This is a genomic window from Rhizobium leguminosarum (assembly GCF_010668065.1).
GTDB classification, from domain to species: Bacteria; Pseudomonadota; Alphaproteobacteria; order Rhizobiales; family Rhizobiaceae; genus Rhizobium; species Rhizobium leguminosarum_S.
In genome coordinates, this window is the sequence record NZ_WUEN01000026.1 from 1 (window position 1) to 24,551 (window position 24,551).

The 24,551-nt window shown below is 60.9% G+C and carries 18 protein-coding genes, 1 tRNA gene and 2 pseudogenes; 11 read left to right on the top strand and 10 right to left on the bottom strand.

The window, feature by feature from the left end; all coding sequences use genetic code 11:
* From GR198_RS34345 to serA, 7 genes and pseudogenes are all read left to right on the top strand, one after another.
* Window positions 1-235: pseudogene (locus tag GR198_RS34345) on the top strand (tRNA lysidine(34) synthetase TilS); the annotation flags it as partial.
* 96 nt (window positions 236-331) lie between these two features.
* Complete coding sequence (gene ftsH, locus GR198_RS34350; RefSeq protein WP_017961979.1) at window positions 332-2,263, top strand: ATP-dependent zinc metalloprotease FtsH; 1,932 nt, start codon at window positions 332-334, stop codon at window positions 2,261-2,263.
* A 241-nt stretch (window positions 2,264-2,504) separates the two neighbouring features.
* Window positions 2,505-3,857, top strand: a complete 1,353-nt coding sequence (glmM, locus tag GR198_RS34355; protein WP_029871976.1) for a phosphoglucosamine mutase — start codon at window positions 2,505-2,507, stop codon at window positions 3,855-3,857.
* 272 nt (window positions 3,858-4,129) lie between these two features.
* On the top strand, window positions 4,130-4,369 hold the full coding sequence (locus GR198_RS34360; protein WP_029871977.1) for a hypothetical protein: 240 nt from the start codon (window positions 4,130-4,132) through the stop codon (window positions 4,367-4,369).
* 269 nt (window positions 4,370-4,638) lie between these two features.
* Window positions 4,639-5,475 (top strand): outer membrane protein, encoded by an 837-nt coding sequence (locus GR198_RS34365; protein ID WP_164048011.1) that lies wholly within the window; start codon window positions 4,639-4,641, stop codon window positions 5,473-5,475.
* Window positions 5,476-5,663: 188 nt separating this feature from the next.
* Window positions 5,664-6,842 carry a phosphoserine transaminase gene (locus GR198_RS34370; RefSeq protein WP_029871979.1) on the top strand — a complete coding sequence of 393 codons (1,179 nt, stop codon included), beginning with the start codon at window positions 5,664-5,666 and terminating at the stop codon, window positions 6,840-6,842.
* An 84-nt stretch (window positions 6,843-6,926) separates the two neighbouring features.
* Window positions 6,927-8,522: a phosphoglycerate dehydrogenase gene (serA, locus tag GR198_RS34375; RefSeq protein ID WP_029871980.1), complete on the top strand. Its 1,596-nt coding sequence runs from the start codon at window positions 6,927-6,929 to the stop codon at window positions 8,520-8,522.
* A gap of 90 nt (window positions 8,523-8,612) precedes the next feature.
* Here serA and GR198_RS34380 read toward each other — a convergent pair whose 3' ends face one another.
* On the bottom strand, window positions 8,613-8,879 hold the full coding sequence (locus tag GR198_RS34380; protein ID WP_029871981.1) for a hypothetical protein: 267 nt from the start codon (window positions 8,877-8,879) through the stop codon (window positions 8,613-8,615).
* Window positions 8,880-9,043: 164 nt separating this feature from the next.
* On the opposite strand from GR198_RS34380, the gene GR198_RS34385 reads away from it, so the two are divergent.
* The 3 genes from GR198_RS34385 to GR198_RS34395 all read left to right on the top strand — a co-directional run bounded on the left by GR198_RS34385 (window position 9,044) and on the right by GR198_RS34395 (window position 13,056).
* Window positions 9,044-11,197 carry a putative bifunctional diguanylate cyclase/phosphodiesterase gene (locus GR198_RS34385; protein ID WP_164070421.1) on the top strand — a complete coding sequence of 718 codons (2,154 nt, stop codon included), beginning with the start codon at window positions 9,044-9,046 and terminating at the stop codon, window positions 11,195-11,197.
* A gap of 447 nt (window positions 11,198-11,644) precedes the next feature.
* The gene (mnmA, locus tag GR198_RS34390; protein ID WP_029871983.1) at window positions 11,645-12,844 is read left to right on the top strand and encodes a tRNA 2-thiouridine(34) synthase MnmA; all 1,200 of its coding nucleotides are present in this window, start codon (window positions 11,645-11,647) and stop codon (window positions 12,842-12,844) included.
* A gap of 135 nt (window positions 12,845-12,979) precedes the next feature.
* Window positions 12,980-13,056 (top strand) — tRNA-Met (locus GR198_RS34395).
* A 449-nt stretch (window positions 13,057-13,505) separates the two neighbouring features.
* Here GR198_RS34395 and GR198_RS34400 read toward each other — a convergent pair.
* From GR198_RS34400 to pobA, 7 genes are all read right to left on the bottom strand, one after another.
* Entirely contained in the window at window positions 13,506-14,354 is an 849-nt protein-coding gene (locus GR198_RS34400) for a VCBS domain-containing protein (RefSeq protein ID WP_280805744.1), read from the bottom strand.
* A 389-nt stretch (window positions 14,355-14,743) separates the two neighbouring features.
* On the bottom strand, window positions 14,744-15,460 hold the full coding sequence (locus tag GR198_RS34405) for an ABC transporter ATP-binding protein (RefSeq protein ID WP_029871985.1): 717 nt from the start codon (window positions 15,458-15,460) through the stop codon (window positions 14,744-14,746).
* Window positions 15,441-16,205: an ABC transporter ATP-binding protein gene (locus GR198_RS34410; RefSeq protein WP_029871986.1), complete on the bottom strand. Its 765-nt coding sequence runs from the start codon at window positions 16,203-16,205 to the stop codon at window positions 15,441-15,443. The genes GR198_RS34405 and GR198_RS34410 overlap by 20 nt, the downstream gene beginning before the upstream one ends.
* On the bottom strand, window positions 16,202-17,206 hold the full coding sequence (locus GR198_RS34415; RefSeq protein WP_029871987.1) for a branched-chain amino acid ABC transporter permease: 1,005 nt from the start codon (window positions 17,204-17,206) through the stop codon (window positions 16,202-16,204). Before GR198_RS34415 ends, GR198_RS34410 begins: the two co-directional genes overlap by 4 nt.
* 1 nt (window position 17,207) lies before the next feature.
* Window positions 17,208-18,071, bottom strand: coding sequence for a branched-chain amino acid ABC transporter permease (locus tag GR198_RS34420; RefSeq protein WP_029871988.1), 864 nt, complete (start codon window positions 18,069-18,071; stop codon window positions 17,208-17,210).
* Between the two features lie 74 nt (window positions 18,072-18,145).
* Window positions 18,146-19,318 (bottom strand): ABC transporter substrate-binding protein, encoded by a 1,173-nt coding sequence (locus GR198_RS34425; RefSeq protein WP_029871989.1) that lies wholly within the window; start codon window positions 19,316-19,318, stop codon window positions 18,146-18,148.
* A gap of 209 nt (window positions 19,319-19,527) precedes the next feature.
* Window positions 19,528-20,700 (bottom strand): 4-hydroxybenzoate 3-monooxygenase, encoded by a 1,173-nt coding sequence (gene pobA / locus GR198_RS34430; protein ID WP_029871991.1) that lies wholly within the window; start codon window positions 20,698-20,700, stop codon window positions 19,528-19,530.
* 117 nt (window positions 20,701-20,817) lie between these two features.
* On the opposite strand from pobA, the gene GR198_RS34435 reads away from it, so the two are divergent.
* Window positions 20,818-21,708, top strand: a complete 891-nt coding sequence (locus GR198_RS34435; RefSeq protein ID WP_164070422.1) for a helix-turn-helix domain-containing protein — start codon at window positions 20,818-20,820, stop codon at window positions 21,706-21,708.
* Window positions 21,709-21,740: 32 nt separating this feature from the next.
* Here GR198_RS34435 and GR198_RS34440 read toward each other — a convergent pair.
* Both GR198_RS34440 and GR198_RS34445 read right to left on the bottom strand, forming a co-directional pair.
* Window positions 21,741-22,018, bottom strand: a pseudogene (locus GR198_RS34440) (hypothetical protein).
* 79 nt (window positions 22,019-22,097) lie between these two features.
* On the bottom strand, window positions 22,098-24,482 hold the full coding sequence (locus GR198_RS34445) for a phosphoketolase family protein (protein WP_164070424.1): 2,385 nt from the start codon (window positions 24,480-24,482) through the stop codon (window positions 22,098-22,100).
* Window positions 24,483-24,551: the final 69 nt, after the last annotated feature.

The window sequence follows — 24,551 nt, forward strand, 5'->3', positions numbered from 1 at the left end:
CCTTCCCAAGGGGGCATGGAGGCGCGCCATCGCTGCGGCGCCGGTTCTATCTGCCGAAGGGACCCCTTTATCTGAGGAATCCGCCCGCATGGTCGAGCTGACACCCTATTTCGCACCCTTCGACCGCTTTTTGACACGATTTGACTTCATCTTTGCCAATAGGCTTTCGGCGGTTTTCGCGACGGCGCCCTATGCGAGGCTGCCTTTAAGAAGTATTGACGGAAAAACCATCTGACTTGGGGGATCGCCTTGGCAATCGCACGGCGCAACCCTATGTTAGAAACGAATAAGACGGTCGCCATGAGGCGGCTGTTCCATGCTGGGGAGTTCAATGAACCCTAACTTACGTAATTTCGCCTTGTGGGCGATCATCGCGCTTCTGCTGATCGCCCTTTTCAGTATGTTCCAGACGGCGCCGGCACAGACGGGCTCCCGCGAAATCCCTTATTCGCAGTTTCTGCGTGAGGTCGATGCGGGTCGTGTGAAGGACGTCGTGGTCACGGGCAACCGTCTCTCCGGAAGCTATGTTGAAAATGGCACCACCTTCCAGACCTATTCGCCAGTGATCGACGACAGTCTCCTCGATCGCCTGCAGTCGAAGAATGTCCTGGTTTCCGCCCGTCCTGAAACGGACGGCTCTTCGGGTTTCCTCAGCTATCTCGGCACGCTTTTGCCGATGCTTCTGATTCTCGGCGTCTGGCTGTTCTTCATGCGGCAGATGCAGGGCGGTTCACGCGGCGCGATGGGCTTCGGCAAATCCAAGGCCAAGCTGCTCACCGAAGCGCATGGCCGCGTGACTTTCGAAGACGTTGCCGGTGTCGACGAAGCCAAGCAGGATCTCGAGGAAATCGTCGAATTCCTGCGTGATCCGCAGAAGTTCCAGCGTCTCGGCGGCAAGATCCCGCGCGGCGTGCTGCTCGTCGGTCCTCCGGGCACCGGCAAGACGCTGCTCGCCCGCTCGGTTGCCGGCGAAGCCAATGTGCCCTTCTTCACGATTTCAGGTTCCGACTTCGTCGAAATGTTCGTTGGTGTCGGTGCAAGCCGTGTGCGCGATATGTTCGAGCAGGCGAAGAAGAATGCGCCCTGCATCATCTTCATCGACGAAATCGATGCCGTCGGCCGTCATCGCGGCGCCGGTCTCGGCGGCGGTAATGACGAACGCGAGCAGACGCTGAACCAGCTGCTGGTCGAAATGGATGGCTTCGAGGCGAATGAAGGCGTGATCCTGATCGCCGCTACCAACCGTCCCGACGTTCTCGATCCGGCGCTGCTGCGTCCCGGTCGTTTCGACCGTCAGGTCGTGGTGCCGAACCCCGACATCGTCGGCCGCGAGCGCATTCTCAAGGTGCATGCCCGCAACGTTCCGCTGGCGCCGAATGTCGATCTCAAGATCCTCGCCCGCGGTACGCCCGGTTTTTCCGGTGCTGATCTGATGAACCTCGTCAACGAAGCCGCCCTCATGGCCGCCCGCCGCAACAAGCGCGTCGTCACCATGCAGGAATTCGAGGACGCCAAGGACAAGATCATGATGGGCGCCGAGCGCCGTTCCTCGGCGATGACCGAGGCGGAAAAGAAGCTCACCGCTTACCATGAGGCCGGACACGCCATGACCGCGCTCAATGTCGCCGTCGCCGATCCGCTGCACAAGGCGACGATCATTCCGCGCGGCCGTGCGCTCGGCATGGTCATGCAGCTTCCCGAGGGCGACCGCTACTCGATGAGCTACAAGTGGATGGTCTCACGCCTCTGCATCATGATGGGCGGCCGCGTTGCCGAAGAGCTCACCTTCGGCAAGGAGAACATTACCTCGGGTGCCTCCTCCGACATCGAGCAGGCCACGAAGCTTGCCCGCGCCATGGTCACGCAGTGGGGCTTTTCCGATCAGCTCGGTCAGGTCGCCTATGGCGAGAACCAGCAGGAAGTCTTCCTCGGCCACTCGGTTTCGCAGTCGAAGAATGTTTCGGAAGCAACCGCGCAGAAGATCGACAATGAAGTGCGCCGCCTGATCGACGAAGCCTATACGCAGGCCCGGACGATCCTGACGGAAAAGCACGACGAATTCGTCGTGCTTGCCGAAGGTCTGCTCGAATACGAGACGCTGACCGGCGAAGAGATCAAGGCGCTGATCCGCGGCGAAAAGCCTTCCCGCGATCTCGGTGATGATTCGCCGCCAAGCCGCGGCTCAGCCGTTCCGAAGGCCGGCGCACGGCCTGCCACCAAGGGTGACGAGCCCGAAGGCGGCCTCGAACCGCAGCCGCATTGAACAGCGGCACTACCTTGAACAAGGCCGGATTTCCGAAGTGGGAGATCCGGCCTTTTCCATTGGTAACGGGATATAATCATTTTTCTTGCTAATTTACGTGCCGTTCGCCGCATTTTGTGGCATTCCGCTGAATTGAGGCAAGCATGAATCACGCTGCTGGATTGACGACAATCCACCGAAGCCGGATTCGCTTGGAACGGTGCGCTGCCTTGAATGGCGCGCGGAAAGCACAGGAGTGCAGATGAAAAGACGCTATTTCGGTACCGACGGCATTCGCGGCCAATCCAACGTCTTCCCGATGACGCCGGATCTCGCCATGCGGGTCGGCATTGCCGCCGGCACGATCTTCCGCCGCGGCAACCACCGCCACCGCGTCGTCATCGGCAAGGATACGCGCCTTTCCGGCTATATGCTGGAGAACGCCATGGTCGCGGGCTTCACGGCCGCAGGCCTCGATGCCTTTATTCTCGGCCCGATCCCGACACCAGCTGTTGCCATGCTGACGCGCTCGCTGCGCGCTGATCTCGGCGTGATGATCTCGGCTTCGCACAATCCTTACGAGGATAACGGCATCAAGCTCTTCGGCCCTGACGGCTATAAGCTTTCAGACGACATCGAGGCCGAGATCGAGGACCTGCTCGAAAAGGACCTGAACGCGCAGCTTGCCAAATCCGACGATATCGGCCGCGCCAAGCGCGTCGACGGGGTGCATGACCGCTATATCGAACATGCCAAGCGCACGCTGCCGCGCGACGTGACGCTGCAGGGCCTGAGGATTGCCATCGATTGCGCCAATGGGGCTGCCTATAAGGTGGCGCCGGCCGTGCTCTGGGAGCTCGGCGCCGAGGTCGTCACCATCGGCAACGAGCCGAACGGCACCAACATCAATCTCAATTGCGGCTCCACCAGCCCCGTCGCGTTGCAGAAGAAGGTCGACGAGGTGCGCGCCGATATCGGCATCGCGCTCGATGGCGATGCGGACCGCGTCATCATCGTCGACGAGAACGGCTCGATCGTCGACGGTGACCAGCTGATGGCCGTCATCGCCGAGAGCTGGGCCGAGAGCCAGCAGCTGCGCGGCAACGGTATCGTTGCGACCGTCATGTCCAATCTCGGCCTCGAGCGTTTCCTCGAGGACAAGGGCCTCGGCCTTGCCCGGACGAAGGTCGGTGACCGTTATGTCGTCGAGCATATGCGCCAGCACAATTACAATGTCGGCGGCGAGCAGTCCGGCCACATCGTGCTTTCGGATTACGGCACGACCGGCGACGGTCTCGTCGCGGCGCTGCAGATCCTGGCCGCGGTCAAGCGCACCGGAAGGACTGTCAGCGAGGTCTGCCGCCGCTTCGAGCCGGTGCCGCAGCTGCTGCGTAATGTCCGCATCAGCGGTGGCAAGCCGCTGGAGGATATCCAGGTGCAGAAGGCGATCGCCGATGCCGAAGCTGAGCTTGCCAGGAACGGCCGCCTCGTCATCCGCCCTTCGGGCACCGAGCCGCTGATCCGCGTCATGGCCGAGGGTGACGACCGCGCCCAGATCGAGCGCATCGTCAACGAGCTGATCGGTACGATCTCGAACGTCCGGACCGCCGCCTGATTTTTCGGGACGAAATGTCAAAAGCCGGTACGCAAGTGCCGGCTTTTTCGTTATTGCGCCTTCGGTTCGAAGATCCATTCCGGATCGACTTCCCGCCGAAACCGTTTCCGCCCTTCCGACGACAATATGTCAGTGACTTGCCAGCTTGGTTTCCGGTAGGGAGCAAGCGTCGGCAGCCGCATCCCCGGAAATTTGCCGGTGCCTTGGTGACAGCGCTGTCAACCTCCACACGCGGATGCTACACGGCGGCGGTTGCATTCAAAGGAAATATCATGAAAAAATTGGTGCGCCTGCTGCTGACGATCGCTCTCGCATTCGTCGTCTTTACCGGTTTCCGCTGGTACCGCTACATCACCAACACCGACAGCCCTTATGATGAAATCGGCATCACGCTCAACAATGCCATGCCGGGCCCGATCAATGCCTGGGGCTGCGCCAAACTCAAAACGACCTTTGGCACCTCCTTGCCACCATACGGCTGCGCTGACGAAAACGCGACCCAGTGGAAGTAACAGCAAGATTTGTCGATTGGAGCAGCCGATCGATCTGACGGGGCGGGGTTCTTGGCGTTGCGGCTGGTGGTCTTCGGCAGATCCGGGGCTGTCAGCCTTTGGCCGAGTTTCACCATATCGAGGAACTTGCCCCGCCAATCTCTCTCTTAACGTTTCTTCCCATTTATAGTTAAGCAGCTTTTAACGTTTCCAATTCATTATCCATACGAAGCGTACCAGATTGGCGGCGATTGAGCCTGCCGATGCAACGGGATTTTGGAGTGGGATCCATGAAAAGAAGCTTGTCCGGCATCTTCGCCGCATTGTTGATTGCGACAAACGCCTATTCCGCGGACTTCGCTCCTGCCGAGCCTATCCCGGAGCAGCCGCCTGAGGTGACGGTCACCGAAGCGACCGGCTGGTATCTGCGCGGCGATGTCGGCTATGCCTTCACCGATCTGCGCGGCGCCCGCTATTTCCAGGGCAGCAATGCTACGGAAGTCGATTTCGACCGTGCCGACCTGGACGACGCATGGACGGTCGGCGGCGGTGTCGGTTATCAGATCAACAGCTATCTGCGCACCGATCTGACCTTCGACTATCTCACCCAGGCGGATTTCAAGGGCTCGACGGTTGGGCAGTGCGGCTTTCCGCTGGTGGATTGCACCTCGAGCGACCGCTCTTCGCTGACAGCCTATACGCTGCTCGCCAACGCCTATGTCGATCTCGGCACCTATGGCTACGTCACGCCTTATGTCGGCGCTGGTATCGGTGGTTCTTACGTGAAGTGGAAGAACCTGCGCAACGTCGCCTGCGCCGATGACGGCAGCTTCTGCGACGACCAGGTCACCCATGGCGGCAAGGGCAACTGGCGCTTTACCTACGCCCTGATGGCCGGCGCCTCGATCGACGTGACCTGCAACGTCAAGGCCGATGTCGGCTATCGCTACCTGCATATCGACGGCGGCAACATGTTCGGCTATGCCGACAATGGCGGCCCGGGTCGCGACAAGGGTCTCAGCGTTCACGAAGCCCGCGTCGGTGCCCGCTATCTCTTCGGGGGCTGCGCCCAGGCGAGCTACGAACCGCCGCCGGAAATCCCGCTGCAGCAGCCTGTCTACAAGTAAGTCCGATCTCCCTGACACCAGAAGCCGCCCCCAACCGGGCGGCTTTTCGTATTGCGGCCCTACCGCTCTGCGTCAAAATATGTTCCCCCCGCGACACTTCGATCTTGACTATGTCGCGCCGGATCCATACACACGGCGGCGGGACACCCTTCCCCAACGAAGGGCTTTCTATCTGAGAGGATAGCATCATGGCGAAGACCGCAAAGCCGGACATCCGTCCGCACAATACCCATTTTTCTTCTGGCCCCTGCTCGAAGCGCCCCGGTTGGTCGCTCGAAGCCCTTTCCGACGCGGCCCTTGGCCGTTCGCACCGCGCGAAGGTCGGCAAGGCCAAGCTCAAGCAGGCCATCGACCTTACCCGTGAAATTCTCGAAGTGCCGGCGGATTACCGCATCGGCATCGTTCCGGCGTCCGACACCGGCGCCGTCGAAATGGCGCTCTGGTCGCTGCTCGGCGAACGCGGCGTCGATATGCTCGCCTGGGAAAGCTTCGGCGCCGGCTGGGTCACCGATGTCGTCAAGCAGCTGAAGCTCAAGGATGTGCGCAAGCTCGAAGCCGGTTACGGCGAGCTTCCCGATCTCTCCGCCGTCGATTTCGACCGTGATGTCGTCTTCACCTGGAACGGCACCACCTCGGGCGTGCGCGTGCCGAATGCCGATTTCATCCCTGATAACCGCAAGGGCTTGACGATCTGCGACGCCACCTCGGCCGCTTTCGCGCAGGCACTCGATTTCGCCAAGCTCGACGTCGTCACCTTCTCCTGGCAGAAGGTTCTGGGCGGCGAGGGCGCGCACGGTGTCATCATTCTTTCGCCGCGCGCCGTCGAGCGTCTGCTCACCTATACGCCGGCCTGGCCGTTGCCGAAGATCTTCCGCATGACCTCGGGCGGCAAGCTGACGGAAGGTATCTTCCAGGGCGAGACGATCAACACGCCGTCGATGCTCTGCGTCGAGGACTATATCGATGCGCTTGTCTGGGCCAAGCAACTCGGCGGCCTCAAGGGGCTGATCGCGCGTGCCGACGCCAATGCCAAGGTCATCCACGATTTCGTCACGGCTAACGACTGGATCGCCAATCTCGCCGTCAAGGCGGAAACGGCCTCCAACACCTCCGTCTGCCTGAAGATCGTCGACAAGGACATCGCAGCGCTTGACGACGACGGCCAGGCGAATTTCGCCAAGGGCCTGGTCGGCCTCCTGGAAAAGGAAGGTGTCGCCTATGACGTCGGCCATTATCGCGACGCGCCGTCCGGCCTACGCATCTGGGCCGGCGCCACGATCGAGGCATCCGACATGCAGAAGCTGATGCCCTGGCTTTCCTGGGCCTTCGAAACGCAGAAGGCACAGCTTAATCAGGCTGCTGCCTGAGGCGATCGCATCCGGCTCCGCCATAGGGCGGAGCCCAGCATTTCCGATTTTACTCATCGCTGAACACTTTTGAAGGAGGCCCTCATGGCACCTCGCGTTCTCGTATCCGACGAATTGTCGGAAACCGCCGTCCAGATTTTTCGCGACCGCGGCGTCGAAGTCGATTTCGAACCGCAGCTCGGCAAGGACAAAGACCGTCTGCTCGAAGTCATCGGCAAGTATGATGGCCTGGCCATCCGCTCCGCCACCAAGGTGACGGAAAAGATCATCGAGGGGGCGACGAACCTCAAGGTCGTCGGCCGTGCCGGCATCGGCGTCGACAATGTCGATATTCCGGCCGCCTCGCGCCGCGGCATCATCGTCATGAACACGCCCTTCGGCAACTCGATCACGACGGCCGAACATGCGATCGCGCTGATGTTCGCCGTCGCCCGCCAGCTTCCGGCAGCCGATACCTCGACGCAGGCCGGCAAGTGGGAGAAGTCGAAGTTCATGGGCGTCGAGATCACCGGCAAGACGCTCGGCGTCATCGGCGCCGGCAATATCGGCTCGATCGTCTGCGCCCGGGCCATCGGCCTGAAGATGCACGTCGTCGCCTACGATCCGTTCCTCTCCAAGGAGCGCGCCGAAGAGATGGGCGTCACCAAGGTCGAGCTGGAAGAGCTTTTCGCCCGCGCCGACTTCATCACCCTGCATGTGCCGATGACCGACAAGACGCGCGGCATCCTCAACAAGGAAGCACTGGCGAAGACCAAGCCCGGCGTGCGCATCATCAACTGCGCCCGCGGCGGCCTGGTCGATGAGGCAGCGCTTGCCGAGGCGATCAAGTCGGGCCATGTCGCGGGTGCCGCCTTCGACGTGTTCGAGGTCGAGCCCGCCAAGGAAAGCCCGCTCTTCGGCCTGCCGAACGTCGTCTGCACGCCGCATCTCGGCGCCTCGACGACCGAGGCTCAGGAGAACGTCGCTTTGCAGGTCGCCGAACAGATGGCGGATTACCTTGTCAATGGTGCGGTCTCCAACGCCATCAACATGCCGTCGATCACGGCTGAGGAAGCGCCGATCCTGAAGCCCTTCATCCGTCTCGCCGACGTTCTCGGCGCCTTCGTCGGCCAGGTCACCGAAGAGCCGATCAAGGAAATCGAAATTCTCTATGACGGCATCACCGCCAACATGAACACCCGGGCGCTGACGAGCGCCGTGCTCGCCGGCCTCATCCGCCCGCAGGTCGCCGACGTCAACATGGTTTCGGCGCCGATCATGATCAAGGAAAAGGGCATCGTGCTTTCCGAGGTCAAGCGCGACAAGACAGGTGTCTTCGACGGCTATATCAAGCTGACAGTGAAGACTGAAAGCATGACGCGCTCGGTTGCCGGTACGGTGTTTTCGGACGGCAAGCCGCGCTTCATCCAGATCAAGGGCATCAACCTCGATGCCGATGTCGGCTCGCACATGATCTACATCACCAATACCGACGTTCCCGGCATGATCGGCTTCATCGGCACGACGCTTGGTGCTGCCGGCGTCAACATCGCCAACTTCCAACTCGGCCGTGACAAGCAGGGCGGCGACGCCATCGCGCTGCTCTATGTCGACGGCAAGGTTGATGACGCCGTGCTTGCTGAGTTGACCGCCCACCAGGCGGTTCGCCAGGCAAAGCCGCTGACCTTCAATATCGACTGAGTTTCCTTCTCTGGATCTCGATCAAGGAAGAACGAAAAACCCGGCGCGGGAAACGGCGCCGGGTTTTCTCCGTGTCAGGAACCAATGAATTTAGTGGTGCCGTCGTTTCCGGCGGAGGATTTTGCCGAAACGGGCGACATCGTCTTCAGCCTTCGTGCGGTGAAGGAAGGCGAGCCTGCTGCCGTCGAGACCTTGGAAGAATTCGTCCCAGGAAATCTCTTCCTGCGTTTCAGAGGAAAAATCGACGCGGACGGTTTCGCTGTCCGGTGCGTTCTTGATCCGGGCGGGATGGCCGCCGCGCTCCTCGATCCAGTGTCTGATCTTGCTGTAATCCGTCGTCGTGCCGAACCTGCCCATGAAACCCTCCTCAGCAATTCGAATGCGACTTCGATGCCCAAAAACGGACGATCGAGCGAATTGTTCCATGGTGCCTCAAATATTTTATCGAGGACCGAGATCGCGATGGCGAACCGCCGCTTTTGCACATTCTGAAGGCGAAAGCCTAAAGTTTAACCCTGAGTATGATTCTGATTTTATTTAACTTTTCCCAGTATATCCCTGTCATCGGCATCAACCGCACGCGAATTTCCATGGCCCCCTTGCAGAAGACCGAGCAGACCGAAGCACCGAATGACGACTTCCGGTCATTGTTTGCAACGCATCCGTCGGCGATGTGGGTCTATGATCCGGTATCGCTGCACTTTCTCATCGTCAACGAGGCGGCGGCAGCACTTTACGGCTATGGCGCGGACGAGTACCGGCGCATGACGGTTCTGGATATCCGCCCTGAGCATGAGCGGGAACGGATGAGCGACGCCGTCAGCGGCCGTACCGACATGGAAAAGGCGGAACGCTGGGTTCACCTCAAGGCGAGCGGCGAGACCTTCGAAGTGCTGACCTATGGCCGAGAAGTGCGTTTCGAGGGGCGGGCCGCAATCCTAGCGATCGTGCAGGACCGCACCGAGGTCAACGCCGCCAGACGCCAGATGAGCGATACGCGCTCGCTTCTCGACAGCATCGTCGACAACCTGCCGGTCGGCGTCTTCGTCAAGGACATGGAAGCGGACGGGCTTTACGTTCTCTTCAACGAGGCCTGCAGCGACATCGTCGGCATGAGGGCGGAGCAGGTGGTCGGCCAAACCGACCGGTCGCTGTTTCCTCCCAGTCAGACAGACGCCTTTCGCGAGCAGGATCGCCGGGCCTTCGAAGCCAATGCGACGATCAGCTTCGAGGAGACCATGCTACGCGCCGATGGCGTGCCGCGCATCCTGCGCACCGTCAAGCGCGCCCTGCCGACGCCGGAGGGCCATGCGCCGCGCTATCTGCTCGGCATCTCGCAGGACGTGACGGAGGAGCGCACCGTCGAGGCAAAGCTTGCCCATCTCGCCATGCACGATTCGCTCACCGGCCTGCCGAACCGGGCGGCATTTTCCAACCATATCAACCAGCGGGCGGTCGAAGCGACCGCCGACAGCGCGATCGCGCTGCTTTATATCGACGTCGATCACTTCAAGCATATCAACGACAGCAAGGGACATGCCGCCGGCGACGCGCTGCTTTGCCAAGTGTCGGAGCGGCTGCTGCAGCTGGCGGAGGAGGGTGATCTCGTCGCTCGTCTCGGCGGCGACGAATTCGCCGTCGTGCTGGAGCTCGACGAGCCGGAGCGGGCCGGGCGTTTTGCGCAACGGCTGCTCAAGGCGCTGAGCCATGCCTTCGATCTCGACGGCGCCCGGGAGCATGTCACCTGCAGTATCGGCATCGCCTTGGCGCCCGATCATGCCGGCGACGCGGATGTGCTGATGCGGCACGCGGATCTGGCGCTCTATGCTGCCAAGGAGAGTGGGCGCTCGACCTATCGTTTCTACGAGACGGAGATGCGGCTTGCCGCCCAACGTCGGCACGTGATGACCGCCGAGCTGTGGGAGGCGCTGGAGAAGCGCCAGTTCGAGCTGCATTACCAGCCGATCGTGCAGCTCGACAATGACGGCATCGGCGGCTTCGAGGCGCTGATCCGCTGGCGCCACCCCAAGCGCGGGCTGGTGGCGCCGATGGAATTCATTCCGCTTGCCGAGGAAACCGGCCTCATCGTGCCGATCGGCGACTGGGTGATCCGGGAAGCCTGCCGCGCGGCCGCCGGCTGGCCCGCCCGTCTGAGGATCGCCGTCAATCTCTCCGTCAGCCAGTTTCGGCATGCGAGCCTGCTTTCGACCGTGGTAGCGGCGCTCGACGAGACCGGTCTCAATGCCGACCGGCTTGAAATCGAAATCACCGAGTCCGTATTCCTGACTGATGCCGACCAAAGTCTGCCGCGGCTGCGTGCATTGAAGGAACTCGGCGTCCGCATCGCCATCGACGATTTCGGCACCGGTTATTCGTCGCTGAGTTATCTCCGGTCCTTCCCCTTCGACAAGATCAAGCTCGACCGCAGCTTCGTTTCGGGCATCGAGACGGATGCCGGCAATCTCGCCATCGTGCGCGCCGTCGTCGGCATCGGCTCCGGCTTCAACGCGACGACGCTGGCCGAAGGGATCGAGACGGAAGAGCAGTTGCAGAAGCTGCGCGCGGAGGGCTTCAGTGAGGTGCAGGGTTATCTGTTCGGCCGGCCGATGCCACAGCACGAGGCGGAGGCGCTGATCCACGGCCGCGCGCTGAAGGCCGCTTCGTCTCGCAGATAGAAGTGCTTGCGCGTCAGCTGGGATCAGCCGTCCGGCAGAGGCATGCCGCCCGATGCCATCAAGCATTCGTCATTTTGAGAAGGGGGGCAGAGGCGGCATAATCGTCGCGGGCTGGAAAGGAGAATGTCTATGAAACGCTTTTCATTCTCGACGATCGGACTGGCGCTCGTAACCGCCATCATCGCCAATCCGGGCATCGCATTCGCCTGCAACAAGCTGATCGGCACCTGAGCCGCACCCCCGCTCGAGGGCGCGGTTTCGGCTGCGCCTTCTCTTCACGCGGGAATGCGAAATATCGGTGACTGAAGGCTGCCCCTTGCGCCCAAGGACAATCCTTTCTATATCGGTGCCTCATCGAGAGACGGCGGCCGATCCCGCCGGAGATCAGCAATCCGCCTCAATTGCAGCGCAAGGGCGGATCGTGACCGCGCAGAATTGGCACCATCGTTGAACACACTGGATTTTGACAAGAAGCCGGAAGAGACACGCGTCGTCGTCGCCATGTCGGGCGGCGTCGATTCATCCGTCGTGGCCGGCCTTCTCAAACAGCAGGGTTACGATGTGCTCGGCATCACGCTGCAGCTTTACGATCATGGCGCCGCCGTTCACCGCGCCGGCTCCTGTTGCGCCGGCCAGGATATCGACGATGCGCGCCGCGTTTGCGAAACGCTCGGCATTCCGCATTACGTGCTCGATTACGAAAAGCGCTTTCGTGAGACGGTGATCAACCCCTTCGCCGAAAGCTATGTGGCGGGCGAAACGCCGATCCCTTGCGTTTCCTGCAACCAGACCGTCAAATTCGCCGATCTTCTGGCGACCGCCAAGGAGCTTGGCGCCGATGCGCTGGCGACCGGCCACTATATCCGCTCGGGACGGAATCCTTCGCCGGACAATCCCGGCCGCCGCGCGCTTTTTCGCCCGGCCGATGCCGACCGCGACCAGAGCTATTTCCTCTTTGCCACGACGCAGGAACAGATCGATTATCTCCGCTTTCCTCTGGGCGGTCTGCCGAAGGCCGAGACCCGCAGGCTCGCCGAAGAGATGGGCCTCGTCGTTGCCCAGAAGGCCGACAGCCAGGACATCTGCTTCGTGCCGCAGGGCAAATATTCCGACGTCATCACCAAGCTGAAGCCGAATGCGGCGCTTGCCGGTGAGATCGTTCATCTCGATGGCCGCGTGCTCGGCAGTCATGAGGGCATCCTGCACTTCACGATCGGCCAGCGCCGCGGCATCGGCATCGCCACCGGCGAGCCGCTCTATGTCGTCTTTCTTGACGCCCGCTCGCGCCGCGTCATCGTCGGGCCGAAAGAGGCGCTGGAAACGCACCGCGTCTACTTGCGTGACGTCAACTGGCTGGGTGACGAGACGCTTGCGGAAGCCGCCGCCGGCAAGGGCTTTGCCTGCTACGCCAAGGTCCGCTCGACGAGGGCGCCGGCGCCCGCCGTGCTGCATATCGATGCAACCGGCACCTATGTCGACCTGACGGTCGGCGAGGCGGGCATCGCGCCCGGCCAGGCCTGCGCGCTTTATTCCGCGCCCGGCGACAACGCCCGCGTCTTCGGTGGCGGTTTCATCGAACGCTCCGAGCGCGAACCTTCGGCGGAAGCCTGCCTGAAGGCCCTTCTGGCCAGCCCCGTCGCCGCCTGAAACCCATCGGAAAGGGGAGGCGGCAAAGCCCACCGTTTTTCTCGATCATGCGCTTGACACAAAGCCGAAGCGCACCTTATAAGCCGCTCATCCCACGAACCGGCATCGCTTCGCGAGCGGGTATCGTTGACCAGTGGCGGAGTAGCTCAGTAGGTCAGAGCAGAGGAATCATAATCCTTGTGTCGGGGGTTCAAATCCCTCCTCCGCTACCATCTCTTCATTGAAGAATTAGCGATTTTTGCAGCTCGATTTTGAGCTGGTCCCTATGTCCGTGATAGCACATTGGTGGCAGCGCCAAACGTGGCGGCGAGGGGACAAAACCAGTTCGTCCCCTGATCTGCAGCATTTCCGCGAACGGCGAGGGCAGGCCTATCTGTAGAGCGTCAGAAGCAACAGAGGCATCTTCGTCGCCCAAAGGTGGGATGCGACAGCGATAATAATAGCCCATACGGCGAGCGAGAACATGACCGCCGCTAACCTGATCCCGACTGGCTGCATCATTTCCTCCATCCCAGCATAACCGTGCCTCCTCGCACGATCCAATGCTAGCAAGATCCAGGCCCGTCAGCTATCGCAAGAAATTGGTACCCAGATAGCCGCCGCAGAGCGCAGTCGGTGAAGGCGCACAGATTTCGGTGATGCGGCGCCCTTTCCCCATCCATCAAACGATGAAATGAAAGTTGTCGTATTGCGCGCCGTAATAATCCGGGCCGCTCGTTTCGTTGATGACGGGTTCGGTGTCGAGCACGAGAGAGTCGATTTCGCCGTAGGCGCTGAGATCGATCACTTGCGGGTCATGAATGCTGTCGGCGGTGACGTTGACCGTGACCAAGAATACGGTATCGCCGTCCAGCTTACCTTCGATCGTCAGAACGTTGTCATACTCCGATGTGCCGTTTGCGACACTGAATTGCTCGATCTGAAAGTTGCCGCCATCGGCGGCTTGGATGGGTGTCCAGAACACGCCTCCTCCCAGATAGTGGTTGCCATCCGCTTCTTCCCGCACAGAAGCGTCGTCACCATCGTACCAGGCGCCCCAATCGAAGCCTTTGTAGCCAGTTGGGAAGTCACTTTGGCCAACATCCTCGAAGTTGGCGAACACATCGCCGCGTTCCGGTAGATCTATTGCGATACTGAATGCGCCGACGTCGGTGGCGCCTTTGCCGTCTGATATCTTGAAGGTGAATTTTTCGACCAGCTCATCTCCCGGTCCGAGCGCTGCGACCACCGGGTTGGAGTGATCGAGCGCGTAGGTGTAGCTGCCGTCGGAGTAAACGGTGAGCGTACCATACTCTCCTTCGATCGTCGTGCTTGTGGCCGGGGATCCATTGGCCGGTTGCGGAATGCGCTGTCCATTCACGAAATTGAGGCGTACCGCATCTCCGTCGACATCGGTGGAACTGGTATTTTCGAGGATGTCGCCGCTAATCGGGTCGTTGATATCGAAAACAGGCAAGTATACGTCACCTGCGACCGGCTTGTGGTTTGCCATTTCTACCTCCCGTGTGATTTTCTGTTCGACTATGCAACCCTATCGGGTATCTGGCAACCGAAATTGAGGGAGCGTCAAAGCAATTCCGCCCGTCAACGTCACACATTCCGGTCGATTACAGCTCAACTGTTCAAGTAAAGGGAGCGGCATAAACGTCGATCCTGTTTAAGAACCAGGATTTACGTCTGGTCTTACGTTGCTGCCGCTTCATCAATCATGGTGTTTCTCGCCTTTTCAGGCGATCCGTCAATTCGGCCAGCGGAAAACTTTCAGCCATGATAATAATGACCGGTCAATCATGACGTCGTCATGACGATATACTGCATGAATTGCTCGGCGCGCCAAGAGCAATCTTGAAGGCGAAAGGGGAGCAATCAGCAGAGCCTGAGCTTCTGCCGATCATCCCATCAATGCAGGCCGCCGACCCCGAGCAGACTCTCGACAGCCTCGTGATCGCTGGTGAGATTTTCCGGCGTTCCGGTCCAGGCCAGTCTTCCCCGTTCGAGAATGACGACCTGATCGGCGAAATCGAGCGCGCTCTGGATGCGCTGCTCGACCAGCAGGATGGTCATGTCTCCCGTCTTGGCGAGGTCGGTGAAGGCCGCCATCAGTTCCTCGCAGATAACGGGCGCGAGGCCCTCCAGCGGTTCGTCGAGCAGCAGGACGGACGGGCGGCCGAGAATGGTGCGGGCCGTGGAGAGCATCTGCTGCTCGCCGCCGGAGAGCTGGCTGCCGAGATTGCGGCGGCGCTCCTTCAGGCGCGGGAACATCGCATAGGCTTCCTCCAGCGCCGTCTTCGGTCGCGCCTTCAAGCCGACGAATAGGTTTTCTTCGACCGTCAGCGTTGGGAAGACGCAGCGTGCCTGCGGCACATATCCGAGGCCCTTGTGCGCGCGTGCAGCACTCGGTGCCGTCGTGACATCCGAATCGCCGAGGCGGATGCTACCCTCGTATCGCCTGGTCTGCCCGGCAAGCGTTGCCAGCAGCGTGGTCTTGCCCATGCCGTTGCGGCCGAGCACGGCAAGCCGGGCGCCTGCCGGCACGGAGAAGGAAATGCCTTCGAGCACTCTCGTCGGCCCATATCCGGCTGACAGATTTTCGACCTCAAGCGATATGGCTGGCATTGGCATAGCTCCCGAGATAGGCCTCGCGCACGCGCGCATCCTTGGTGACGTCATCAGGCAGGCCATCGAAGATGATCGTGCCTGATGCAAGCACGATGACGCGTTTGGCAAAACGGAAGACGAGATCCATGTCGTGTTCGATCATTAAGACGGCGAGATCGGCGGGCAGATCGGCCAGCGCCTGCTCGATGCGGCCGGTATCGCTCTGCGGCACGCCGGCCGCCGGCTCGTCGAGCAGCAGCACTTTCGGCTTCAGCGCCAGCGCCACGGCGATCTCGAGAAGTCGCTGCTGGCCATAGGCGATTTCGCTGACCTTGCGATGCATCAGGAAAGCCAGTCCGAGTTTTCCAAGGAGATCATCGACCTCGGCCATGACATCGGGCATGCGCAGGAAATTGCCGAACATGTGCCCGGTCTTTCCATCGCGCTGAAGGACGGCAAGTCCCACATGTTCGGCCGGCGTCATGTCCTGGAAGAGCCGCGTCACCTGAAAGGAGCGGACAAGGCCGCGTCTGACCCTGCCGATCGCATCGACCTTCGTCACCACCTCGCCGCTGAGACGAACCTCGCCGGAATCGGGCGATAGATTGCCGGTCACGAGGTTGACGAAGGTGGTCTTGCCGGCGCCGTTCGGGCCGATCAGCGCGATGCGATCGCCAGGCGACATCGTGAGCGAGACATTATTGGTGACGGCAAGGCCGCCGAAGGCTTTCTTGAGATTGGCGACTTCGAAGACCGGGCTCATGAGCGCTGCTCCCTGCGGCGGCCAACGAAGGCCGCGGCCGTGCCATAGAGACCTTTCGGCGCAAAGAGCACGACGGCGATCAGCAGCGCGCCGACCATGGTCAGCCAATGGAAGGGATTGGCGGCGGAGACATAGTCCTCGAAGAGCATGAAGATGACAGTGCCGGAAAGTGCCCCGAAGAGAGAACCGGTGCCGCCGAGGACCAGCATCACAAGCGCTTCGGCCGACTGCGTGAAAGACAGGCTGTCGAGGCCGACGACCTGTGTCGAAATAGCGTTCAAGGCGCCGCCGACACCGGCAACGGCGCCGGAGATCGCGTACATCCTGATGAGAGCTGCCTTCGGCGAAGCGCCCATGGCGCGGATGCGCAGCGGGTCCTGCTTGATGGCGCGGCAGAGCATGCCGAAGGGCGAGCGAACCAGGACCCTCAGCAGCACGAAGACGATCAGCAGCAGCGCCATTCCGAAGAAGAAGGCGGTGTGACCATAGAGATCGAATTCGAAGAGGCCGAAGACCGGGTCCGGCGCAATGCCGGAAAGTCCGTCGCTGCCGCCTGTCCAGGACGAGGCCTTGTTGGCGAATTCATGGAAGAGGTTGATCAGCGCAATCGACAGCACCAGCTGCGGCAGTCCATGCGCACGCAGGATGATGGCGCCGCAGAGCAACCCGGCAACCGCGCCGCCTGATATGCCGGCCAGCATCATCAGCAGCGGATCATTGATGCCGTAATGCGCCGACAGGATCCCGGCGGCATAGGCGCCGGAGCCGAAAAGTGCTGCATGGCCGAGCGTTGCGACGCCGCAATAACCGGTCACGAGATCGAGCGACAGGACGAGCAGCGCGATCGTGATCATCCGGGTCAGAAGGGCGAGATTATCGGGGAAGGCGAAATAGCCGATCGCGGCAATGGCTATGATGACCGCTATTCCGATAAGATCGCGGCCGATAAAGCCGCGACGATGCTGTAGACCTTCGTTTTCGTCGTTCATGACAAGCGCCATCTTACTTCGCCCTTCCGGCAAGGCCGCGCGGGAAGACGCAGATGATTGCGATCACGGCGAGATAGAAGAAGAATTCGCCGAATTCCGGCATGAGATACCGTCCTGTGGTATCGATCGCGCCCAGCAGCAGGCAGGCGATCAGTGCACCTGGAATGGAGCCCGCGCCGCCGACGGAGACGACGACCAGGAAGGTCACCATGTAGCGCAGCGCGTAATAGGGTTCGACGGGCAGGAGTTCGGCCCCGACCACGCCGCCGAAGGCCGCAAGCCCGACGGCAACGGCAAAACTCACCGCATAGATGATCTCGGTGCGCACGCCGAGTGCCGCAGCCATTGCCGCATCATCGACGGAGGCGCGCAGCTTGACGCCGAAGCCCGTCCTGTCGATCGTAAACCAGAGGGCGAGCGCCACGGCGAGGCCGCAGAGGATGACGAAAAGCCGGTGAACGGGAATGGTGCGGAAGCCAAGATCGGCTGACCCCTGCAGCGCACCGGCAAGCGGTATGGTCTTCAGCGTCGGCCCCATGACATAATTGGCGATGCCGATGACGCAGAAGGTGATGCCGATGGTCATCAGCACCTGGGTCAGTTCCGGCGCGCCATAGATCCGGCGGTAGAGAAAACGCTCGATCGGAATGGCGACGATGATGGTGATGACAACGGCGGCGATGATCGCCGCGGCATAACCAAGGCCAAGGTCGCGGGCGACATAGGAGGCGATATAGCCGCCGATCATTGCGAAGGCGCCATGGGCGAGGTTGACGACACGCATCAGCCCCATGGTCACCGAAAGGCCGATCGATATCACGAACAGCACCATGCCATAGGCAAGGGCGTCGACGGCTATGCTGAAGACTGTCTGCATGGAAATACCTTGCTTCGATGCGGCGGGCTTGGCCTGATCGCAGGCCAAGCCCGTCACTATCTTGACGCTCGATGTTACTTGACGGCGGCGAGGCCCGGATCGCCCTGCTTCTCAAAAGTCTGGACCTCCTTGTTGATGTAGGTCCCGTCATCGGCTTTCGTCACTTCGCGCAGATAGATGTTCTGCGTGATGTGACGGCTTTCCGGATCGATCGAAACCGGGCCGCGCGGGCTTGTCCAGGCAAGGCCCTTGACCGCATCGACGGCCTTCTCAGCATCCTGCTTGCCGCCCGTCGCCTCGATCATCTTGTAGATGACATACATGCCGTCATAGGCGCTGACTGAGGGGAAGGAGAGTTCGGCCTTGTTGCCGATCGCTTTGGTTGCCGCCTCCACAAAAGCCTTGTTCTCGGGAGAATCGTGCGACACGGCATAGTGGAAGGTCGTCTGGATGCCGAGTGCGGCATCGCCGAGCGCCGGCAGATCGGATTCCTGGGTCAGGTCACCCGGCGCGAAGAACTTGATGCCGGCAGCCTTCAGGCCATTGTCGTTGTAAGCCTTGACGAAGCCGAGCGTCGTAGGACCTGACGGCAGGAAGGCGAACACGCCCTCAGCGCCGGAATCCTTGATGCGCTGCATGATCGGGCTGAAATCGTTGGTCGCAAGCGGCATGCGGATCGCCTCGACCACCTGACCGCCTGCCTTTTCGAAGCCGGCCTTGAAGGCGTTCTCGGCGTCGATGCCGGGGCCGTAATCGCTGACGACCGAAATCACCTTCTTGACGCCGGCATCGAAGGCGACCTTGGCGATCGGCGTCGAGGTCTGCCAGGTGGTAAACGAGGTGCGGACGACGAGCGGGCTTTTGGTCACGATCGCCGAGGTGGCGGCGTTCATGATGACCATTGGCACATTGCCCTGCTTCAAGATCGGCGTCACCGCCATGGCATCGGGCGTAAAGTAGAAGCCCGCAAGATACTGGACCTTTTCCTTGACGATCAGTTCCTGCGCCAGCGCCTTGGATTGGGCGGGATCGGCCTGCGGCACATCGCGATAGACGATCTCGACGGTGTCGCTGCCGACCGTGTTGCCGTTGACCGCCATATAGGCGTCGATGCCGGCCTTGAAGTTCTTGCCCTGGAGCGCGAACGGACCGGAGAACGGCCCGATGACGCCGACTTTGATGGTGTCGGCATAGGCGCTCGTGCCCATGGCGACTGCCGCAATGGCGGCCAGAAATAGTTTCTTCATTCTCTCTCTCCCTTTTTGGCGCACTCCAGCGCCGTATTCGTTAGCTGCTGGAAATTTAGCGCTAACCTGTCATGCGAAATGGTGATGTAAAATGAAATAAGTACCGTAATCCATAACTGTACAATTATGATTGTGTATCGAAGAGCGGAACTATCGGCGGCCGGTTCTACGGTCGAATTCTGGTCCATGGCCCACCTCAGACAACCCTATCAGAATGGCAGTCCCACATAATTCTCCGCAAGCGCCGTCGAGGCGGCGCGGGAGTGGGTGAGATAGTCGAGCTCCGCCTCCTGGATCTTCTGGTCAAAATCCCCGGTATCCGGAAAACGATGCATCATCGTCGTCATCCACCAGGAAAACCGCACGGCTTTCCACACACGGGCGAGCGCCTTTTGCGAGTAGGCGTCGATGCCACTATTCGAGCCTTCGCGATAATGCTCGATCAGCCCGGAGAAAAGATAATGAACGTCGCTGGCGGCAAGGTTCAAACCCTTGGCGCCGGTCGGGGGGACGATATGGGCGGCGTCGCCGACCAGGAAAAGCCGGCCGAAACGCATCGGTTCGGCGACGAAAGAGCGCAGCGGCGCGATCGATTTCTCGAAGGACGGCGCGGTCGGCAAGGCCTCGGCGTGATGCACCGGCAGACGCCGTCTCAACTCGTCCCAGAAGCGATCGTCGCTCCAGTTCTCGATCTTCTCGTCGAGCGCGCATTGGATGTAGTAGCGGCTGCGGGTCGCCGAGCGCATCGAACAGAGCGCAAAGCCCCTTGGATGGTTGGCGTAGATCAGTTCATGGCTGACGGGCGCCACATCGGCAAGCACCCCCAGCCAGCCGAAGGGATAGACCTTCTCGAAACTCCTGATCGCCCGTTCCGGGACGGCCTTGCGGCTGGCGCCGTGAAACCCGTCGCAGCCGGGGATGAAATCGCAATCGATGCGCTTGGCAACACCGTCTTTCACATAGGTGACGAAGGGAGAATGGCCGTCGAAATCATGCGGCGCGACATCGACGGCATCGTAGATCGACAGGGAGCCGCTTTCTTCGCGCCGCTCCATGAGATCGCGCGTCACTTCGGTTTGCCCATAAACCGTGACGCGCCTGCCGCCGGTTAGTTCGTGGAGGTCGATGCGATGGTCGCGTCCGTCGAAGGCCAGCGAGAAGCCGTCATGCGGCAGGCCTTCGGCATGCAGCCTCGCGCCTGATTTGGCCTGATCCAGCAGCCCGACGGTGCCTTCCTCCAGAACGCCGGCACGAACCCGGCCGAGGATGTAGTCCTTGTTCACACGATCGAGAATGACATTGTCGATGCCGGCTTCGGTCAGAAGCTGGCCGAGCAGCAGGCCGGATGGTCCCGAACCGATGATGGCGACCTGCGTTCGCAAATGCTTCCTCCCTGCATTTTTGCGTTTTGCCAGATTCTGCCGTGTCGTCCTTGCTGCAGCAATGGACATCCCGACCGAAAAATTGCACTAATCGAACATTGGTGCGGGAGGAGCCCTATGAGCAGACATGTCCCTACTTATGAACTCTACGGTGAGAATACCGGGCGAAAGCCCGATTTTTGGTTGCATTGCGAAACAATTCGCTCCCGCAGCAGCTTGCATCACTGGGAGATTCGCCCGCACCGTCACGAGAGTTTCTTTCAGATATTGTACATCGAAGGCGGTTCGGGCGATGCGATCTTCGGCGAAAAGAGCCATGCCATCCGTCCGCCGGCCATCATCACCGTGCCGCCCGGGCTCAATCACGGCTTTCGTTTTTCACGCGATATCGACGGCCTGGTGATCACCCTGTTGAGATCGCATCTCAGCCATCCGCCCGGCGACCGAAGCCATCTCGGCGAATGGCTGGCGGCGCCGCATCTGACGCCGCTCGATCCCGATAATGCCGAGGCTGCCTATGTCATGCAGACGTTGAGGCGGCTGGGCGACGAATTCGAAAACCGCCGCAGCGGCCGCAACGAGGCCTTGGCCGCCTATGTCGCCTTGGCGCTGCGGCTGACGGCGAGGATTTCCCATGAGGGGAATGCGCACGAGCTTCCGGCAAACGAGAACGAGCGGCGGATGGAAATGCTGAGCGAGCTCATCCAGCAACATTTCCGATCACACAAGCCCGCGTCCTTCTACGCCAGGGAGCTTGGGCTTTCGCCGACACATCTCACCCGTATCGTCCGGTCGATGACCGGCAATACTCCCCATGAATTGATCGCCGGCAAACTCGTCGAAGAGGCGAAACGCCAGCTGGTTTTTACGCTGGGCAGCGTTCAGGAGATCGGGTTTCGGCTCGGCTTTGCCGATCCCGCCTATTTCTCGCGCTTCTTCGTTAAATATACCGGAGAAACGCCGCGGGTCTGGCGCATGAAAGAAAAGGTTCGGCTTGAAGGTGTATAGGCCACCCGCAAGGGTTGCCCGGTGCAACTTCCTTACCAGGCTTCGACGCCCTCCTCCGTCTTGCGGGCGCGTTCGCCGGCGTGGGTCTCGTATGCGTCTCGTTCCTCAGCTGACTTGACGGCATCGTCTGAGCCATCCGGCTGGGCTTCGGGCGTCATGTAGAAGGCGAGCACCTTTTCCAGCCGGGCGGCGGTGAGCGTGGCAGCGAAACTTTTCATGTCGTTTCCTCGGTAGATGGCCCTGAAGCTTGCCTAGATGCATAGCTTACGATGCGACCTTCCAGGAACAGTGCGCCGATGGTTTTCACCAACTTTAGACGTTGCTTGACGATTGCTCCCGCCGGATGGTCTTCGCCGACCAGTTCCGCGCGATTCCGTTTGGTTTTCGCTTCACGCCGTCGGCCATGTCCAGTTCCGCACCTCCGGCATGTCCTCGCCATATTCGCGGACATAGTCGTGATGTTCCGCAAGCTTGTGACGGAAGGCGGCGAGCGCTTCTCCTGCTTTTTCCTTCAGGCCCGGGACACGCTCGATCGCTTCGATGGCGAGGTGGAAGCGGTCGAGTTCGTTGAGGACGGTCATGTCGAAGGGGGTCGTCGTCGTGCCTTCCTCGATGAAGCCGCGGACGTGGATGTTGCGGTGGTTGGTGCGTTTATAGGTCAGGCGGTGGATGAGATAGGGATAGCCGTGATAGGCGAAAATGACAGGCTTGTCGGCGGTGAAGATCGCATCGAATGCCTCGTCGGTCAGGCCGTGCGGATGCTGATCCCTGGATTGCAGTGCCAGGAGATCGACGACGTTGACGGTGCGGATCTTCAGTTCCGGAATGGCCCGGCGCAGCAGGTCGACGGCAGCAAGCGTCTCCATGGTTGGCACATCGCCGGCGCAGGCCATGACGAGATCGGGCAGGATGGTGTCGTCCTCGTTGCTTGCCCAGTGCCAGATGCCGATGCCGGCCTCGCAATGTTTCACCGCGTCATCCATCGATAGCCATTGCGGCTCCGGCTGCTTGCCGGCGACGATGACGTTGATGCGGTCATAGGTACGCAGGCAATGGTCGCCGACCCAGAGCAGGGTGTTGGCATCCGGCGGCAGGTAGATGCGGACGATATCGGCTTTCTTATTGGCGACGAGGTCGACGAAGCCGGGATCCTGATGGCTGAAGCCGTTGTGGTCCTGACGCCAGACATGGGAGGTCAGCAGGTAATTCAGCGACGAGATCGGCTTTCTCCACTCGAGTTCCCGCGTCACCTTCAGCCATTTGGCGTGCTGGTTGAACATGGAATCGATGATGTGGATGAAGGCCTCGTAGCAGGAGAACAGGCCGTGCCGGCCGGTCAGCAGGTAGCCTTCCAGCCAGCCCTGGCAGAGATGTTCGCTCAGCACCTCCATGACACGTCCATCTCGGGACAAGTGGACGTCGTAGGGTTCGATACGCTGCATCCAGACACGGTCGGTGACTTCGAACACGCTGCCGAGGCGGTTCGATTCCGTCTCGTCCGGGCCGAAGATACGGAAATTGGCGGCATCGGCGTTGCGCTTCATCGTGTCGCGCAGATAATGGCCGAGGATTTCCGTCGATTGCACCATGGCGCTGCCGCGCTTGCCGATATCGACCGCATAGTCGCGGATATCGGGAACATCGAGTTCCTTGCGCAGCAAGCCGCCATTGGCGTGCGGATTGGCGCCCATGCGGCGCTCGCCGACAGGGGCTAGCGCCCGCAGCTCGGGTTTAAGCCGGCCGTCGTTGCCGAACAGGTCCTCCGGATCATAGCCGCGCATCCAGTCCTCGAGGATCTTGCGATGCCCTTCATTCTCGCGGCAGTTGGAGACCGGCACCTGGTGGGCGCGCCAGAAGCCTTCGACCTTCTTGCCGTCGACTTCCTTCGGTCCTGTCCAGCCCTTCGGGCTGCGCAGCACGATCATCGGCCAGCGCGGGCAGATATCGGGCGCCTTGCCATTGCGGGCTTCCTCCTGGATTTCGCGAATGCGGTCGAAAACCCTGTCGAAGGTTGCGGCCATCTGCTGGTGCATGTCGCGCGGCTCGTGACCCTCGACGAAGAAGGGCTCGTAGCCATAGCCTTCAAAGAGGCTCTGCAAATCCTCGTGACTGGTGCGGCCAAGAATGGTCGGATTGGCGATCTTGTAGCCGTTCAGATGCAGGATCGGCAGCACGGCGCCATCCCGGGCAGGGTTCAGAAACTTGTTGGAATGCCAGCTCGCAGCCAGTGGCCCGGTTTCGGCTTCGCCGTCGCCGATGACGCAGGCAACGATCAGGTGGGGATTGTCGAAGGCGGCGCCATAGGCATGGACGAGGGCGTAACCGAGCTCGCCGCCCTCGTGGATCGAGCCCGGTGTTTCGGGTGCCGCATGGCTCGGAATGCCGCCGGGGAAGGAGAATTGCCGGAAGAGCTTGCGCATGCCCTCCGCGTCCTCGGAAATATCGGGATAGATCTCGCTGTAGATGCCTTCGAGATAGGTGTTGGCGACCATGCCCGGCCCGCCATGGCCGGGGCCACACATATAGATGATATCGAGGTCGCGAGCGCGGATGAGACGATTCAGATGCGCATAGATGAAGTTGAGGCCGGGTGTCGTGCCCCAATGGCCGAGCAGGCGGGGCTTGATGTGCTCTGGTTTCAGCGGCTCGCGCAGCAGCGGATTGGCCAGCAGATAGATCTGGCCGATGGAGAGATAATTGGCGGCGCGCCAATAGCGGTCGATCAGCGTGAGTTCGGCATCGTTAAGGGCGGCGGTCGAGACATGCTTTTCCATGGGTTTCTCCCGTTCGAAAACGTCTTCAACGTCAATTGTACCGGCCGATGCCGGCAAGCTGTTGATCTG